The sequence below is a fragment of the Frigoribacterium sp. NBH87 genome (assembly GCF_014217665.1).
Lineage (GTDB): Bacteria > Actinomycetota > Actinomycetes > Actinomycetales > Microbacteriaceae > Frigoribacterium > Frigoribacterium endophyticum.
This window is the reverse complement of the sequence record NZ_CP043650.1, coordinates 1,022,331-1,038,214: the sequence shown is the minus strand read 5'-3', so window position 1 is coordinate 1,038,214 and position 15,884 is coordinate 1,022,331. Positions and strand designations below refer to the sequence as shown.

The 15,884-nt window shown below is 75.7% G+C and carries 12 protein-coding genes; 6 read left to right on the top strand and 6 right to left on the bottom strand.

Features of this window, described 5'->3' with window-relative positions; all coding sequences use genetic code 11:
- The first annotated feature begins 83 nt into the window (after window positions 1-83).
- Both F1C15_RS16110 and F1C15_RS04840 read left to right on the top strand, forming a co-directional pair.
- Window positions 84-896, top strand: a complete 813-nt coding sequence (locus F1C15_RS16110; RefSeq protein WP_370543617.1) for a YcnI family protein — start codon at window positions 84-86, stop codon at window positions 894-896.
- Window positions 893-1,696: a copper resistance CopC family protein gene (locus tag F1C15_RS04840; protein ID WP_185233297.1), complete on the top strand. Its 804-nt coding sequence runs from the start codon at window positions 893-895 to the stop codon at window positions 1,694-1,696. Before F1C15_RS16110 ends, F1C15_RS04840 begins: the two co-directional genes overlap by 4 nt.
- Window positions 1,697-1,793: 97 nt before the next feature.
- Here the strand turns inward: F1C15_RS04840 and F1C15_RS04835 are convergent, their stop codons facing one another.
- Window positions 1,794-3,281, bottom strand: coding sequence for an aminopeptidase P family protein (locus tag F1C15_RS04835; protein ID WP_185233295.1), 1,488 nt, complete (start codon window positions 3,279-3,281; stop codon window positions 1,794-1,796).
- A gap of 41 nt (window positions 3,282-3,322) precedes the next feature.
- Entirely contained in the window at window positions 3,323-4,351 is a 1,029-nt protein-coding gene (locus F1C15_RS04830) for an endonuclease/exonuclease/phosphatase family protein (RefSeq protein ID WP_244634312.1), read from the bottom strand.
- 68 nt (window positions 4,352-4,419) lie between these two features.
- Between F1C15_RS04830 and F1C15_RS04825 the strand changes: the two genes are divergently transcribed.
- A complete protein-coding gene (locus tag F1C15_RS04825) occupies window positions 4,420-5,274 on the top strand; it encodes a PHP domain-containing protein (RefSeq protein ID WP_056058858.1) in 855 nt (284 codons plus the stop codon).
- A gap of 85 nt (window positions 5,275-5,359) precedes the next feature.
- Here the strand turns inward: F1C15_RS04825 and F1C15_RS04820 are convergent, their stop codons facing one another.
- A complete protein-coding gene (locus tag F1C15_RS04820; protein ID WP_185233291.1) occupies window positions 5,360-6,853 on the bottom strand; it encodes a DEAD/DEAH box helicase in 1,494 nt (497 codons plus the stop codon).
- A gap of 84 nt (window positions 6,854-6,937) precedes the next feature.
- Here F1C15_RS04820 and F1C15_RS04815 point away from each other — a divergent pair, with 84 nt between their 5' ends.
- On the top strand, window positions 6,938-7,657 hold the full coding sequence (locus F1C15_RS04815; RefSeq protein ID WP_082514527.1) for a ferritin-like fold-containing protein: 720 nt from the start codon (window positions 6,938-6,940) through the stop codon (window positions 7,655-7,657).
- A 58-nt stretch (window positions 7,658-7,715) separates the two neighbouring features.
- On the opposite strand, the gene F1C15_RS04810 is transcribed toward F1C15_RS04815, so the two are convergent.
- Window positions 7,716-8,009, bottom strand: coding sequence for a hypothetical protein (locus F1C15_RS04810; RefSeq protein WP_185233289.1), 294 nt, complete (start codon window positions 8,007-8,009; stop codon window positions 7,716-7,718).
- A 4-nt stretch (window positions 8,010-8,013) separates the two neighbouring features.
- A complete protein-coding gene (locus F1C15_RS04805; RefSeq protein ID WP_056056541.1) occupies window positions 8,014-8,238 on the bottom strand; it encodes a DUF3107 domain-containing protein in 225 nt (74 codons plus the stop codon).
- A gap of 105 nt (window positions 8,239-8,343) precedes the next feature.
- Here F1C15_RS04805 and F1C15_RS04800 point away from each other — a divergent pair, with 105 nt between their 5' ends.
- Both F1C15_RS04800 and F1C15_RS04795 read left to right on the top strand, forming a co-directional pair.
- Complete coding sequence (locus tag F1C15_RS04800) at window positions 8,344-11,508, top strand: UrvD/REP family ATP-dependent DNA helicase (protein ID WP_185233287.1); 3,165 nt, start codon at window positions 8,344-8,346, stop codon at window positions 11,506-11,508.
- Window positions 11,505-14,807 (top strand): ATP-dependent DNA helicase, encoded by a 3,303-nt coding sequence (locus F1C15_RS04795; RefSeq protein WP_185233285.1) that lies wholly within the window; start codon window positions 11,505-11,507, stop codon window positions 14,805-14,807. Before F1C15_RS04800 ends, F1C15_RS04795 begins: the two co-directional genes overlap by 4 nt.
- A 7-nt stretch (window positions 14,808-14,814) precedes the next feature.
- On the opposite strand, the gene F1C15_RS04790 is transcribed toward F1C15_RS04795, so the two are convergent.
- Window positions 14,815-15,816: a phosphotransferase gene (locus F1C15_RS04790; protein ID WP_185233283.1), complete on the bottom strand. Its 1,002-nt coding sequence runs from the start codon at window positions 15,814-15,816 to the stop codon at window positions 14,815-14,817.
- Window positions 15,817-15,884: the final 68 nt, after the last annotated feature.

Here is a 15,884-nt window from a genome sequence, read left to right as displayed (position 1 = left end):
GCACGACGCCCCCGCTCGCGGCGGGGCCCCTCGTGCACCTCGACGACCCGGTCGCGCACCGCGCACCGAGACAGGACACCCTCGTGACCCACCGCACCACCACCCGCACCTCGTCCCGCACCGCCCGCACCTCGCGCCGCGGCGCCGTCGCCGCCCGCGGAGCCGCCGCGCTCGGAGCGGCCGCGCTGCTGGCCCTCGCCGCCCCGCTGTCGGCCTCCGCCCACGTCCGCGTCGACCCCGGCCAGGCCGACGCCGGCTCGTACGCCACGCTCACCTTCAAGGTGCCGAACGAGTCGGCGACGGCCGGCACCGTCCAGCTCGTGGTCGACCTCCCGACCGACACCCCGTTCACCTCGGTCTCGTACGAGCCGCTGCCCGGCTGGACGACCGAGGTCACCACGTCGACGCTGCCCTCGCCGGTGGAGGTCGGCGACGCGACCGTCACCGAGGCGCCCACCTCGGTGACCTGGACGGCCGACCCCGGCGTCCAGGTCGCGCCCGGCCAGTTCGAGCGCTTCGTGATCTCGGCGGGCGCCGTGCCCGACACCGGCTCGGTGCTGCTGCCGGCGCACCAGCACTACTCCGACGGCACGGTCGTCGACTGGGCCGACGAGACGCCCGCGTCGGGCGAGGAGCCGGAGCACCCCGCCCCCGTCCTGTACGTGAACGACGCGCCGCCCGCCGACGCACACGGCTCGTCGCACGACGCGGGCGCCGACACGGCGTCCGACGAGGCGGCCGTGACCACGACGTCGTCCTCCGGCGACAGCGGCACCGTCGCGCTGGCGCTCGGCATCGGAGGGCTCGCCCTCGGGGCGGTCGCCCTGGTGCTGAGCGTGGTCGCGCTCACGCGTCGTCCGCGCACCTCGGCCGAGGGCACGGTGACCGGACGATGACCCGGGCCACCGCGCCGACCGCGCCCCGCGCCTCCTCGAGGCTCGTCCGCCGTGGTGCGCTCGTGGCCGCCGCCGGCGCGGTGGCCGCGCTCGCCCTGGCCCCCGCCGCGGCGCAGGCGCACGACTACGTCCTGACCAGCGACCCCGCCGCCGGGTCCACCCTGACGACGTCGATCGACACGGCATCGATCACCTTCAGCGACGTCGTGCTCGACCTCTCGGGCACGGGCTCGTCGAACGTCCTCGAGGTGACCGACGCCTCCGGCCTGCACTACGAGGACGGCTGCTCGACGACGGCGGGCCCCGTCCTCTCGACCGGGGTCGCCCTCGGCGGGGCGGGCGACTACACGCTGACGTACCAGGCCGTGTCGGCGGACGGCCACACGGTCTCCGACACGGTGCCGTTCCGCTACGAGCCGGCCGCCGGGTCGACGGCCGCGCCGGGGGCCGCCGAGCGGCCCGTCTGCGACGCGGCGGGAGGCGCGGGGGAGGCGACCGGAGCGACCGTTGCTCCCGAGGCGGCCGGCACCCCGACCGCGGAGCAGACCACGACGGCCGGCGAGCCCGACTCCGGCGCGTCGGCGTCGGCGTCGGCCGTCGACGGGGGCAGCTCCGACGGTGCCGCCGCCGACGACGACCCGGCGAACCTCGGCGTCGTCATCGGCATCGCCGTGGGCATCGTCGTGCTGGCGCTCGTCGCCGTCGCGGTCGTGCTGGTCACCGCGCGCCGACGACCGGCCGGAGGCGCGGCGACGGGCACCGGCACCGCCCACGACGGCGACGGGGGCGGCGGGGAGTAGCCTCCGCTGTGCCACGGCGCACGACGGCCCCGGTCCCTCTCGGGGCCGGGGCCGTCGTGCTCCGACCCGCGGGGCGGGGCGGAGCGTCAGGGCGTCGTCAGCTGCGGGCGACCCAGGCCTCGACCTCGGCGACCGTGCGCGGGATGCCGACCGAGAGGTTCTCGGCGCCGTCGGCCGTGACCACGATGTCGTCCTCGATGCGGACGCCGACGCCGCGGAACTCCGCCGGGACGGTCAGGTCGTCCGACTGGAAGTACAGTCCGGGCTCGATCGTGAAGACCATGCCGGGCTCCAGCACGCCGTCGAGGTAGAGCTCCCGGCGGGCGGCGGCGCAGTCGTGCACGTCGATGCCGAGGTGGTGGCTCGTGCCGTGCACCATGTAGCGACGGTGGTGCTGGGCGTCGGGCTCGAGCGCCTCCTCGGCGGTGACGGGCAGGAAGCCCCACTCCGCCGTCCGCTCGGCGATGACCCGCATCGCGGCCTGGTGGATCTCGCGGAACCGGATGCCGGGGCGGACGATCGCGAACGCCGCGTCGGCGGCCTCGAGCACCGCCTCGTAGACCAGGCGCTGCACGTCGGTGAAGCGGCCGCTGACCGGGAGGGTGCGGGTGATGTCGGCCGTGTAGAGGCTCTCGAGCTCGATGCCGGCGTCGATCAGGATGAGGTCGCCGGGGCGCACGACGCCGTCGTTGCGCGTCCAGTGCAGCACGCACGCGTGCTCGCCGGAGGCGGCGATCGTGTCGTAGCCGACCGTGTTGCCGTCGGCGCGGGCCCGGCGGTTGAAGGTGCCCTCGACCAGGCGCTCGCCGCGCGGGTGCGCGACGATCTCGTCGAGGTCGGCGATCACGTCGGTGAACCCGGCGCCGGTCACGGCGACGGCCCGGCGCATCTGGGCGATCTCCCACTCGTCCTTGACGAGCCGCAGCTCGCTGAGGTCGCGGGCGAGGTCGTCGGTGCGCTCGACGCGCTCGGCCAGCTCGGAGGCGGGGGCCTCGAGGTCGGCCTCGTCGCGGACGGCGTCGACGCGGCGCGTGAGGTCGGGGTCGGCCTCGCGCACGAGCAGCGTGTCGGCGTCGACCTGCCCGACGACGGCCTCGAAGTCGGCCAGGTCGCGGGTGGCGAGGCCGAGGTCGGCCCCGACCTGGGCGAGGGTCGGGCGCGGGCCGATCCAGAACTCGCCGATCTCCGGGTTCGCGTAGAACTCGTCGGAGTCGCGACCGGCGCTGGCCCGGAAGTACAGGGTCGCGTCGTGGCCGTCGCCGACGGGCTCGAGCACGAGCACCGAGCCGGGGACGGTGTCGGCGCCCCAGCCGGTCAGGTGCGAGAACCCCGAGTGGGCGCGGAAGGGGTAGTCGCAGTCGTTCGACCGGACCTTCGCCTGCCCGGCCGGCACGACGAGCCGCTGCCCGGGGTGCAGGGCGGAGAGCCGGGCCCGGCGGGCGGCGGCCCACGGCGCCTCCTCGCGGGGCTCGGGGAGGACCTCGGGGTGCTCGGCCCACTGCGACGAGATGTAGTCGCGGAAGAGGTCCGACCCGGGGGTGGTGGATCGGTTGGTGGTCGCGCGGGGCGCCGTGTCGTCAGCCATGCCCGCCATTCTCCCCGATCGGGCCCGGCGCCGTCAGCCCCTCAGGCGCCCGTCGAGCTCAGCTGTGCGACGACCGGGCGGTGGTCGCTGCCGGCGTCGTCGAGGTCGGTGACGACCTTGAAGCCGGTGGTGTACCACTGGCGCGTGGCCATGACGTGGTCGATCGGGGTGCCCAGCAGGGGAGCCACGTCGGCGGGCCAGGTGCCCAGGCCGCCGTTCGCGGTCGAGACCGCGGCGTCGCGGCACCGCCCCAGGGCGCCGCCGGCCCGGCCGAGGCCCGCCATGTGGTCGACCGTCGCGTTGAAGTCGCCCGCCATGATGACGTCGCCGGTGCGGCAGGCGTCGGCGAGGGCGGTGAGGCCGTCGCGCCAGGCCGGCACGTCGTCGCGCGTCGGTGCCTGCGGGTGCGCGGCCACGATAGTCGGGCCGGTGCCCGACACGGGGGTCGCGACGACGGACGGCATCAGGGGAGTCGTCTCGACGGCGACGCCCGCCTCGTCGACGGCGACCGCGTACTGCCCGAGGGCGGTCGAGATGAGCAGCGACGTGGGCTTCGAGCTCGCCACGTCGTCGTAGGCGACGGTCAGCACGCTCATGGGCAGGCCCGCCGCCTCCATGGCCGCCGCCACGGCGGCCGCGGTCTCGGCGTCGGTCTCGGGCAGGCTGACGACCTCGGCGCCCTCCTCGACCGCCAGGGCGGCGATCCGGTCGGCGCCCGGGGCCCCGCCCAGGGTGTTCCAGGCGAGCACGGTGACGTCGGTCGGCTGCGCCTCGACGAAGTCGTCGCGGCCGAGGCCCCGGGCACCGACGAAGCCGGCGGAGACGGCCCCGAAGACCAGCAGCAGCACCGCGACGGACGAGGCGAGCGAGCGCACCGGGCGGGCCACCAGGGCCACGACGAAGAGCACGACGGCGGCGCCGGCGGCCACGACCGCGGCGGCGCCGCGGAAGGACACGAGCTGCGCGGTCGGCCAGGTGCGCTGCAGGTCGAGCACCTGGGGCCAGAGCGCGAGGAGCAGCGCGGCGGCGACCGCGAGGACGAGGAGGAGGGCGACGAGACGACGGATCATGGCCCTGCCGAGCATAGGTGACGGGGCCCTCCACGGCGACGCTCGGGGGCGACGCCTACGATGGGAGGATGCCCTCCCGCCCGATCGACCTGCACACCCACAGCAGCGTCTCCGACGGCACCGAGACCCCCGCCGAGCTCGTCGCGGCCGCCGTGCGGGCCGGGCTCGGCACCGTGGCCCTCACCGACCACGACTCCACGGCCGGCTGGTCGGAGGCGACCCGGGCCGTCGCGGGCACCGGCCTCACGCTCGTCCCCGGCATGGAGCTCAGCACCCGGCTGGGGCTCGACAGCGTGCACATGCTCGCCTACCTCTTCGACCCCACCGACCCGGCCCTGGTGGCCGAGACGGCGAGGCTCCGCGACAGCCGCCTCCACCGGGCCGAGCGCATCGTCGAGCGCATCGCCGCCGACTACGACATCTCGTGGGGCGACGTGCTCGCCCAGTCGACGAGCGGCGCGACGCTCGGCCGGCCCCACATCGCGGACGCCCTCGTGGCGAAGGGGTTCGCCCCCGACCGCAGCGCGGCCTTCGCCGGGATCCTGCACTGGCGCTCGGGCTACTACGAGCCGCACGAGGCGCCGAGCCCCCTGCTCGGCGTGCGGCTCGTCCGCGAGGCCGGGGGAGTGCCCGTCATCGCGCACCCCGCCACCCGCGGCCGCGGCACGAACATCCCCGAGAGGGCGTTCGACGAGCTCGTCGAGGCCGGGCTGATGGGCGTCGAGATCGCGCACCGCGAGAACACCGACGCGGGGGCAGAGCGCCTCCGCGCCCTGGCCCGCCGGCACGACCTCATCGTCACCGGCTCCAGCGACTACCACGGCGAGGGCAAGCCCAACCGGCTCGGCGAGAACAGCACGGCGCCCGAGCAGCTGGAGCGGATCGTCGAGGCGGCCACCGGCTGGGCGCCCGTCCGGGGCTGACCCGACCCGCGACTCCCGCACTGCCCCCGGGTGCACCGAGAGCCCCCGTCGATCTCGACGGGGGCTCTCGGCGATGTGCGGAGCGTTACTGCGCGGCGGGCGCCGAGCCGTCGCCCGCGGGGCGACGACGACGAGCGCGGCTGCGACGACGAGGGGCGTCGCCCTCGGCCGTCGTGGAGGCCGAGCCGCCGTCGACGGGAGCCTGCTCGCGGGGGGCCTCGGTGCGGGCCTGGCCGTCACGGGCCTGGCCGCCCCGGCCGCCGGAGCGCCCCTGGCCGTCACGGCCCTGGCCGTCGGAGGCACGGGCCGAGTCGCCGCCGCGACCGCGGGAGCGCGACGCCCCGGCGGCACGCTCGCGGGGAGCGGTGGAGCCGCCGTCGACGGCCGCCTTCGGGGCGGACGCGAGCCGACCCTTGGTGCCGGCCGGGATGTCGAGGTCGGTGAACAGGTGCGGGCTCGACGAGTACGTCTCGACCGGCTCGGGCTGGCCCATGTCGAGCGCGCGGTTGATGAGCGCCCACTTGTGCATGTCGGCCCAGTCGACGAAGGTCACCGCGATGCCGGTCTTGCCCGCGCGGCCGGTGCGGCCGGCGCGGTGCAGGTAGGTGTCGTGGTCGTCGGGCACGGTGTGGTTGATGACGTGCGTGACGTCGTTGACGTCGATGCCGCGGGCGGCGACGTCGGTGGCGATCAGGATGTCCTTCTTGCCGGCCTTGAACGCGGCCATGGCGCGCTCGCGCTGCTCCTGGTTGAGGTCGCCGTGCACGGCGGCGGCGTTGAAGCCGCGGTCGGTGAGCTCCTCGACGAGCTTGGCGGCGGCGCGCTTCGTGCGGGTGAAGACGACGGTCTTGCCGCGGCCCTCGGCCTGGAGGATGCGGGCGATGACCTCGTCCTTGTCGAGCGAGTGCGCCCGGTAGACGACGTGCTTGATGTTCGCCTGCGTCAGCCCCTCGTCGGGGTCGGTCGCCCGGATGTGGATCGGCTTCGTCATGAAGCGACGGGCGAGCGCCACGATCGGCCCGGGCATCGTCGCCGAGAACAGCATCGTGTGGCGCGTCGCCGGGACCTGCTGGAAGATCTTCTCGATGTCGCTGAGGAACCCGAGGTCGAGCATCTTGTCGGCCTCGTCGAGGACGACCTCCTGCACGTTCTTCAGGTCGAGGAGGCGCTGGCCAGCCAGGTCGAGGAGGCGCCCGGGGGTGCCCACCACGATCTGCGCGCCGGCCTTGAGCTGCTCGACCTGGCCCTCGTAGGCCTTGCCGCCGTAGATGCTCACGACCTTGGTGGCGCGGTTGGCGGTGGCGACCTCGAGGTCGTCGGCCACCTGGACGCACAGCTCACGGGTCGGGACGACCACGAGGACCTTCACGCCGGGGGCCGGGTCGAGCCCGATGCGCTGGATGATGGGGAGGCCGAAGCCGAAGGTCTTGCCGGTGCCGGTCTTGGCCTGGCCGATGATGTCCTGGCCGCTGAGGGCGAGGGGGATCGTCTGGGTCTGGATGGGGAAAGGTTCGAGGATCCCCTTCGACGCCAGAGCGTCGACCATGTCGGGGTCGATCGCGAGGTCTGTGAATGTCAAAGTGTTGCCCTGTCTCATATAGGGGGATGCGAGGAGTTTAGCCGGTCGGGGCGAGCGCCCCTCCGGACCCCGTAGGATGACGGCGTGGTGTCATGGATGGGCCGTAGGTCACAGCGCGGCGTCCCGACCCTCCAGTGGCCGCGACCCGCGTCGCGTCCGGTCGCCGTCAACCGGGTCGAGCTCGGCGACTTCACGCCCGACCTCGCCGTCTACCTGGGGCAGGCCGCGTACCTCCAGCTGGCGCTCTTCGAGTCGCTGGCCCGGGCCTCCGCCGTCGCCCCGAGCGTCCGCGCCCGGGAGGTCACCGGCCACGTCGCCGGCAGCACCCTCGACCGTCACCGCGGGCTCGTGGCCGAGATCCGTCGTCGCGGCGACGACCCGACCGAGCTGATGGAGCCGCACGTCGCGGCCGTCGACGACTTCGGCCGACGCATCGAGGGCACCGACTGGTCGGAGGCCGTGCTCGGCGCGTACGTCGGAGCCGGCCTGCTCAACGACGTCTTCGTCCGGCTCGCGGCAGGGCTCGACGGCGACCCCCGCGACCGCATCGTCCGCGTGCTGGAGGCCGGCGACGACCAGGCCGTCATCGTCGAGGAGCTCTCCCGGGCGATCGGCGACGACCCTGCCCTGGCCTCGCGGCTGGCGCTCTGGGGCCGACGGTTGGTCGGCGACACCCTGCTCGTGGCCCGCGCCGCGATCGACGCCGCGCACGTCTCGGCCGACGACGAGCGCCTCGAGCCGGTCTTCACCGAGCTCATCGCCGCGCACACGCGCCGGATGGACGCGCTCGGCCTCACGGCCTGACCGTCTCCCGCCGAGCGGAGCCCGTGGGCTGCGGACGGCCGCGACCGGCGCACACCGGTCAGGCGCCCGCGACCACCCGCTGGTAGAGCTCGGCATCGGCCCGGCGCCGCCGGGCGACGAGGCCCCGGGCGACGAGGGCGCCGGCCACCGCCGGGAGGGCGAGCGAGACGACCCAGATCCAGCCGCCGTCGGCCCGCCAGCCCAGCTGCAGGAGGAGCTCCCACGCCACGGCGGCGACCACCGTCGCGACGCCGGGCACGAGCAGCACGCCGCGCGTGTCGCGCGCGGGCAGGGCGGCGTGCAGCACGAAGCCGATCAGGGCGCCGCCGAGGCAGACGAAGAGGAGCTCCACGGGGTCAGCCGACGAAGCCGACCCGACGGCTCTCCTCCGAGCCGACCTCGACGTACGCGAGCGACGCGGTCGGGACGAGGTAGGTCTTGCCCTTCGAGTCGGAGAGGGTGACGTACGACTTGCCGCCGTCGAGGGCCTGGGCGACCACGGCCTCGACGTCGGAGGCGCTCTGCGACGTCTCGAAGCTGATCTCACGGGGGCTGTTGGCGATGCCGATTCTGATGTCCACGACGTCACGATATCCGACGGCGCCGGGTCGGGCGTGCCCGTTCACTGAGGGCGCAAGCAGCCCGGCCGACGCGCTCCGTCGGTGGCGGCCGGTAGCGTCGACCCCATGGTGGCGACGGCGTTCCGACCGGTGACCGACGACGAGCGCGCAGCGCGCGTCGTCGAGCTCGACGCGTCCCAGCGCGCCGTGCTCGAGCTGGCCGACGGGGCGTCCGCCGCGGTCATCGGCGCCCCGGGCAGCGGCAAGACGACCACGCTCGTCGAGTTCGTCGTCGATCGCCTGCAGCGGCGGGGCTGGGCCCCCGGCTCCGTGCTGGCGCTGTCGCCGACCCGCACGACGGCCACGCGCCTCCGCGACGTCCTGGCCGCGCGCGTCGAGGTGCCGACGCCGGGCCCCCTGGCGCGCACCGTCGCCTCCCTCGCCTTCGACGTCGTCGGCCACTCCGCGCGCCTCGCGGGGCAGGTGCCGCCGACGCTGCTCACCGGCGGCGACCAGGACAGCATCGTCCGTGCCGTGCTGGAGGGGCACCTCGCCGACGGCGGCGGGCCGGCCTGGCCCGACGAGCTCGGCCCGCGCGTGCGAGCGCTCCGCGGCTTCCGCACCGAGCTGCGCGAGGTCCTGATGCGCACCACCGAGCAGGGACTGTCGGGCGACGACCTCCGCCTGCTGGGCGACCGGCTCGACCGGCCCGCCTGGCGGGCCGTCGCCGACTTCGCCGACGAGTACCACGCGGTCGTCGACGGCCTGGCCGGCCGTCGCCTCGACTCGGCCGAGCTCGTCGACTTCGCCGTGGCGGCCCTCGACCGCGGCGAGACGGCCCCCGCCGTCGACGGCCTCCGCGTCGTGCTCGTCGACGACGCCCAGGAGGCCACCCGGTCGACCGTCGCCCTCCTCCGCGCCCTGGTGCGGCGCGGCGTCGCGGTCGTCGCCCTCGGCGACCCCGACCTCGCGACGACGGCGTTCCGCGGCGGCAGCCCCGACGTGCTCGGCCGTCTCGCGCCGCGGCTCGGCCTCGACCGGGTCGAGACCCTCTGGCTGGCCCGGGTGCACCGGCACGACGACGCCCTGCGCGAGCTCGTCGGCCGGGTCACGGCCCGCATCGGCACGGCCGCCGCCGGGCGGCAGCACGCGGCCGACGCCGCCGGTCCGACGGCGGACGAGGGGCCCTGGCGCGACGTGCCGCCGGTGGTCACCGTGCAGGCCGACAGCCCTGCTCACGAGGTGTCGGGCGTGGCCCGGCTGCTCCGCGAGCACCACCTCCTGCGCGGCGTCCCCTGGGCGCGCATGATGGTCGTCGTCCGCAGCGGCGGGCAGGTGACCTCGGTCGCGCGCAGCCTCCAGCTCGCCGAGGTGCCCACACGGACCCCGGTGGCGGGCCGGGCCGTGCGCGACGAGCACGGGGCTCGGCACCTCCTCCTCGCCGCCTCGGTGGCGGTCGGTCGTGACCCGCTCACGGCCGACGTGGCCGCCGACCTGCTGCTCGGCCCGCTCGGCGGGTTCGACCCCCTCTCGCTCCGGCGCCTCCGCCTCGCCCTCCGGGCGGAGGAGCTCGCGGGCGGCGGCACGCGATCGGCCGACGCCCTGCTGGCGGAGGCCCTCGGCGCCCCCGGGCGCTTCGTGACGATCGACTCGAGGCCGGCCGCCCGGGCCGGCCGGGTCGCAGCCAGCCTCGACGCCGCCCGGCGGGCGGCCGACGAGGGCGCGAGCATCGAGGAGGTCCTCTGGGGGCTGTGGGAGCGCAGCGGCCTCGCGACCGAGTGGTCGACCCGGTCGGCCGGGCGCGGCATCGTCGCCGCCGAGGCCGACCGCCACCTCGACGGCGTCGTCGCCCTCTTCACCGCCGCCAAGCGGTACGTCGAGCGCACGCCCGAGGCGCCCGCCGTGGGGTTCCTCGACGCCATGCTCGACGCGGAGGTGCCGGAGGACACCCTGTCGCCCCAGGCCTCGGCCGACTCCGTCCTCGTCTGCACCCCCGCCTCCGCCGTGGGCGTCGAGGTCGACGTGGTCGTCGCGGCCCGGGTGCAGGAGGGCGTCTGGCCGAACCTCCGCGTGCGGGGCGCCCTCCTCGGGCCCGACGAGCTCGTCGACGCCGCCGAGCGGCTGCGCGCGGGCGAGCTGGACGGCCCCGCCCCGGCCGCGCCGACCGACGCGCGCGCCGGCGTCCTCAGCGACGAGCTCCGAATGTTCGCGCTGACGGTGTCGCGGGCGCGCCGCCAGGTCGTCGTGTCGTGGACGGCCGACGACGCCGAGGGGCCGTCCGTCTTCTCCCGCCTGCTGCCCGCCGACGTGCCCCGCGCCTCCGGCGGTCACCCGCTGTCGCTGCGGGGGCTCGTGGGCCACCTGCGCCACGCGCTCGTGACGACGCCGAGGGGCGTCCGCGGCGACGCGGCGGCCCGGGGGCTCGCCCAGCTCGCCGAGGCCGGTGTCGCGGGGGCCCACCCCGGGCAGTGGTACGGCCTGGCCGAGCCCACGACGACGGCCCCGCTCGTCGACCTCGCGGTGCCCGAGACGCACGTGCCCGTCTCGCCGTCGCAGCTCGGCTCGTTCGAGGAGTGCCCCCTGCACTGGTTCGTCGACCGCTTCGGCGGCTCCGCCCCGAGCGCGGCGATGGGCCTCGGCACGGTGCTGCACGACGTGATGGAGCACGCCACGGCGACCGACGTCGAGTCGCTCTGGGCCGCGGTCGAGGAGCGCTGGGGCGAGCTCGAGTTCGAGTCGCCGTGGATCGCCGAGGCCGAGAAGAGACGAGCCCGGCAGATGACCGAGAGCCTGTCGTCGTACCTGCGCGACTTCGAGGCCTCCGGGGCGGAGCTGCTCGCCGCCGAGTCGTCGTTCACCCTCGACATCGGCCCGGCCCGGCTCCGCGGGGCGATCGACCGCGTCGAGCGCACCGCCCAGGGCGCGGCCGTCATCGTCGACCTCAAGACCGGTCGAGCCGTGCCCACCTCGCCGCGGGCCGTGGCGGAGCACCCCCAGCTCGGCAGCTACCAGGTCGCGCTCGCCGACGGGGCGATCGAGGAGGTGCCCGAGGGCACGGCACCCGGGGGCGCGAAGCTCGTCATCGTCTCGTCGGGGGTGCGCGGCAAGCTGTACCGCGAGCCCGCCCAGGCGCCGTTCGACGCCGAGACCCTCCAGGGCTTCCGCGACCGGGTGACCGACGCCGCGGAGGGCATGGCCGGGCGCGTGTTCGTGGCCCGGCTCGACGAGCACTGCGAGGGGCGCAACGGCGGCACCTGCCGCATCCACGTCGTCGGGGAGGTCAGCTCGTGAGCGTCGCCGCCCCGCCCCCGACGACGGGCGCCCCGGCCGCCCCCGCACGGGGTCTCCGCTCGGCCGTCGAGATCGCCGAGGTGCTCGGCCTGCCCCGCCCCACGGCTGAGCAGCAGGCCGTCATCGAGGCGCCCCTCGAGCCGGCCCTCGTGGTGGCGGGCGCCGGCAGCGGCAAGACCGAGACCATGGCGAACCGCGTCGTCTGGCTGCTCGCCAACGGCCTGGTCGGGGTCTCCGAGGTGCTCGGCCTCACCTTCACCCGGAAGGCCGCGGGCGAGCTCGGCGAACGGATCGAGCGCCGCGTGCAGCAGCTCTCGGTCGCGGGGCTGCTCGGCGACGACGTCGACCCGTTCGACGCCCCGACCGTGTCGACCTACAACGCCTTCGCCAACGGCATCTTCCGCGACAACGCCCTCCGGGTCGGGCGCGAGAGCGAGGCCCAGGTGCTCGGCGAGGCGTCGTCCTGGCAGCTGGCGCGTTCGCTGGTCGTCGCGAGCACCGACGACCGCCTCGCCGGGCTCGGCCGCAGCGTCGACTCGCTGACCGAGGCCGTCCTCAGGCTCAGCCACGCGCTGAGCGAGAACGTCGCCGACGCAGCCGACGTGGCCGACCTCGCCGAGCGGTTCCTCGACCTCGCGGGCCTGCCGTCGACGAAGGGCACGCCGTACAAGTCGGTGGTCGACGCCGTGGCGGCCGTCGCCGCCCTCCCTCCGCTGCTCGAGCTGGCGAGGGCCTTCTCGGACGAGAAGGCGCGCCGCGGCTTCGTGGAGTACTCCGACCAGGTCGCGCTCGCGCTCGAGGTCTGCGAGACGGCGCCCGACGTGGTGACCGAGCTGCGCGCACGCTTCCGGGTGGTGCTGCTCGACGAGTACCAGGACACCAGCGTGGTGCAGACGACCCTCCTCTCGCGCCTCTTCGGCGGCACGGGCGTGATGGCGGTCGGCGACCCTCACCAGTCGATCTACGGCTTCCGCGGCGCCTCCGCCGCCAACCTGGGGCGGTTCCCGGTCGACTTCGGGGCCGCGCCGGGCGCTCTCTACAGCCTGTCGACGAGCTGGCGGAACGCCTCGCGGGTGCTCGACGCGGCCAACGCCGTCGTCGCCGAGCTGGCCGCGGCGGCCGAGGGCGCCGTCGCCGAGCTCAGCCCGCGCCCCGCGGCGCCCGAGGGCCGGGTCGAGGTCGTCTTCGAGCAGACGCTGCCCGCCGAGGCGGACCGCGTGGCCCACTGGCTCCAGCGGGAGCTCGACCCGGCACGGCACGGGGGTGCCGAGCCGCGGACGGCGGCGATCCTCTTCCGGTCGAAGAAGACCGTGCCGGCGTTCGTCGAGGCGCTCGCCGCCCGCGGCGTCCCGTACCACGTGCTCGGCGTCGGGGGCCTGCTGCATCGGCCCGAGGTCGTCGACCTGGTGTCGTGCCTGCGCGTTCTCCACGACCCCGCGGCGGGCTCCGAGCTGATCCGGCTGATGGCGGGCGCGCGGTGGCGCGTCGGGCTGCACGACATCGCCGTGCTGCGGTCGGTGTCGTCGTGGCTCTTCTCCCACGACCACGCGCAGCAGCAGCTCGGCGACGACGTCGCGGCGGGCTTCCGAGCCTCGGTCGCCGTGGGCGAGCACGGCTCGATCGTCGACGCGCTCGACTTCGTGACGACCGCTCCCGAGGGCCACCGCCAGCTCGCCGAGTTCAGCCCCGAGGGGCTCGCGCGTCTCCGGCGCCTCGGCTCGCAGCTCGCCTTCCTCCGCGGCCGCGTCGGTCTCGACCTGGTCGACCTGGTGACCCTGGTGCAGCAGGAGATGCTCCTCGACGTCGAGGTCGGCGCCGCGACCGGCCAGGGGCACGGCGGAGCCTGGCTGCAGGCGCTGGAGGACGAGCTGGCCGGCTACGTGGCCACCGACGAGTCGGCGACCCTCGGGGGCTTCCTCTCCTGGCTCGCGGCGGCCGAGCGACGCGACGACATGGGCCCGCGCTCGGAGGACGGCGAGCCCGGCACCGTGCAGCTGCTGACGGTCCACGGCTCCAAGGGCCTCGAGTGGGACGTCGTGGCCGTGCCGCGGCTCGTCGAGGGGGAGCTGCCCGGCACCTCGCGGGAGGGCGTCGGCTGGCTCGGCTTCGGCGAGCTGCCGTTCGAGTTCCGCGGCGACGCCGCCGAGCTGCCGCAGCTCGCCTGGCGGGGCGTCGACGACCAGAAGGAGTTCGACCAGGGCCTCGCCGCGTTCCGGGCCGAGCTCGTCGAGCGGCACCTCGCCGAGGAGAGGCGCCTCGCCTACGTGGCCCTCACGCGCGCCCGCGACGCCGTGCTGCTGAGCGGGTCGTTCTGGTCGACCACGGTCAAGCCCCGGGCGGCGAGCCGCTACCTGCGCGAGCTGGTCGACGCGGGGGTCCTGCCCCCGGGCGCGCTGCCCGAGCTGCCCGACGACGACGAGAACCCCCTGGCCGACACGACCCGGGAGCTCGCCTGGCCCATCGACCCGCTCGGCCCGCGACGGGCCGCCGTCGAGGGAGCGGCGGCCCGGGTCAGCCGTGAGATCGCCGCCCGCGCGGTCGAGCCCGACCGCCCCGACGTCGTCGACGGACCGTGGTCGGCCGACATCGACCTGCTGCTCCGCGAGCGCGACGCGATCCGCGAGCGGGCGGGGTCGATCGACCTCCCGCAGCGCATCCCCGCCTCGCGCTTCAAGGACTACGTCAGCGACCCGGCCGCGGTCGCGGCGTCGCTCCGCCGCCCCCTGCCCGAGAGGCCCTACCGGGCGACCCGGCTCGGCACCCTCTTCCACGAGTGGGTGGAGGAGCGGTACCGGCCGACGGGGCGAGCGGAGGTCCTCGACGCCTGGGCCACCGAGATCGACCTCGACGACGAGCGCGTCGGCGGCACGGCGGGCCTGGTCGACCCCGACGACGCGCGGCGCCTCGTCGAGCTGCAGCGCACGTTCGAGCGCTCGCCGTGGGCGGGCGTCGAGCCGGTCGAGGTCGAGCTCGAGGTGCACCTGCCGCTCGGTCGCCGCACCGTCATCTGCAAGATCGACGCCGTCTTCGAGCGCGACGGGCGCTGGCAGGTCGTCGACTGGAAGACGGGCGCCGCGCCCGTCGACGCCGCCGACCTCGAGCTCCGGCAGCTGCAGCTCGCCCTGTACCGCGAGGCCTGGGCGAGCTTCCGGGGGGTGCCGGCCGAGAGCGTCGACGCGGTCTTCTACTTCGTCGCCGACGACGTGGTCGTCGAGCCGCGGCACGTGGCCGACCGGGCCGAGCTGGTCGCCCTCTGGGAGGCGGTCGAGGCCGGGCGTCCGACGTCGGCCGCGACCTAGGGGCGGCCTAGGAGTGCCGGCGCTCCGTCGAGGCGAGCAGCTCCTCGACGCCGTCGGGGTCGAGGGCGGCCGTGCCGCCGGCGCCGATGCCGCCCTGCGAGCTGGCCTGCAGCCGGTCGACGAGGTCGGTCATCATGCCCACGGCGTCGTCGACGACCGCGGTGCTCTTCGTGCTCGTGCCGTGCAGCAGCCACTTGGCGAGGTCGAGCTCGCGGTACAGCGTGGCCCGGTGGCGCAGCTGGTGGTCGCTGGTGCCGCGGGCGGCGTTGTAGGCGTCGAAGGCGGAGTCGATCGCCTCGCGCCCGGGGGCGCCGAGCAGCCAGGCGAGGTCGCGTGCCGGGTCGCCCACCTGGAGGTCGTGCCAGCCGAGCACCCCGCTGACGGCGTCGTCGACGACGAGCACCGACGACGCCTCGAGCGAGGCGTTGACGACCGTGGGCTGGAACTGCCAGAGCACGCTGTCCTGGATCGCCGCCTCCCACCGCTCCAGCAGCGCGGCGGGGAGCAGCCGCGTCGAGGCGGCCCGGTCGACGAGGGCCGCCGACGACCGCATCGCCTCGAAGGGCGTGTGGCTCGTGAGCCCGGCGTCGGTGACGAAGCTCGTGGGGAGCGAGTGGATCGCGGCGATGCCGCGGCCCAGGGCGGTGGGCAGGCCGGAGCCGGAGGTGACCTCGTTGCTGCGGAGGTGGCGCCCGGACACGAAGTCGTAGACGATGCCGCGCGTGCGGCCGATCGGCGCCTGGCCCCGGTACTGCGGGACGGCGAAGGGGAGGCGGCCGCGGACCCCGGCGCTCAGGGCGCGGAGCGCGACGAGGTCGGCGGACTGGGTGGCCTCGGCGCGCTGGCTGCGCGGCACCCGCACGATCAGCTGCTCGCCGTCGCTGCTGCCCACGACCGCGGAGTCGTAGTCGCCGCCCTGGGAGGAGCCGTGCGGCGACGCCGTCACGACGTCGAGCTCGGCGACGGCGGCCGTGGCCAACGCGGCTAGAGTGAGATGAGATCTGGCCATGCCCTCAGGGTAGGCCGCCGCGCCCGGTGCCACTCCGCGCGCCACGCTGTCAACTCGCGATGATTGGT

Bases quoted from the DNA above. Each gene is read 5' to 3' on its own strand.
- F1C15_RS04840 (WP_185233297.1), top strand. From the start codon at position 893: ATGACCCGGGCCACCGCGCCGACCGCGCCCCGCGCCTCCTCGAGGCTC.
- F1C15_RS04835 (WP_185233295.1), bottom strand. From the start codon at position 3,281: ATGGCTGACGACACGGCGCCCCGCGCGACCACCAACCGATCCACCACC.
- F1C15_RS04830 (WP_244634312.1), bottom strand. From the start codon at position 4,351: ATGATCCGTCGTCTCGTCGCCCTCCTCCTCGTCCTCGCGGTCGCCGCC.
- F1C15_RS04825 (WP_056058858.1), top strand. From the start codon at position 4,420: ATGCCCTCCCGCCCGATCGACCTGCACACCCACAGCAGCGTCTCCGAC.
- F1C15_RS04800 (WP_185233287.1), top strand. From the start codon at position 8,344: ATGGTGGCGACGGCGTTCCGACCGGTGACCGACGACGAGCGCGCAGCG.
- F1C15_RS04790 (WP_185233283.1), bottom strand. From the start codon at position 15,816: ATGGCCAGATCTCATCTCACTCTAGCCGCGTTGGCCACGGCCGCCGTC.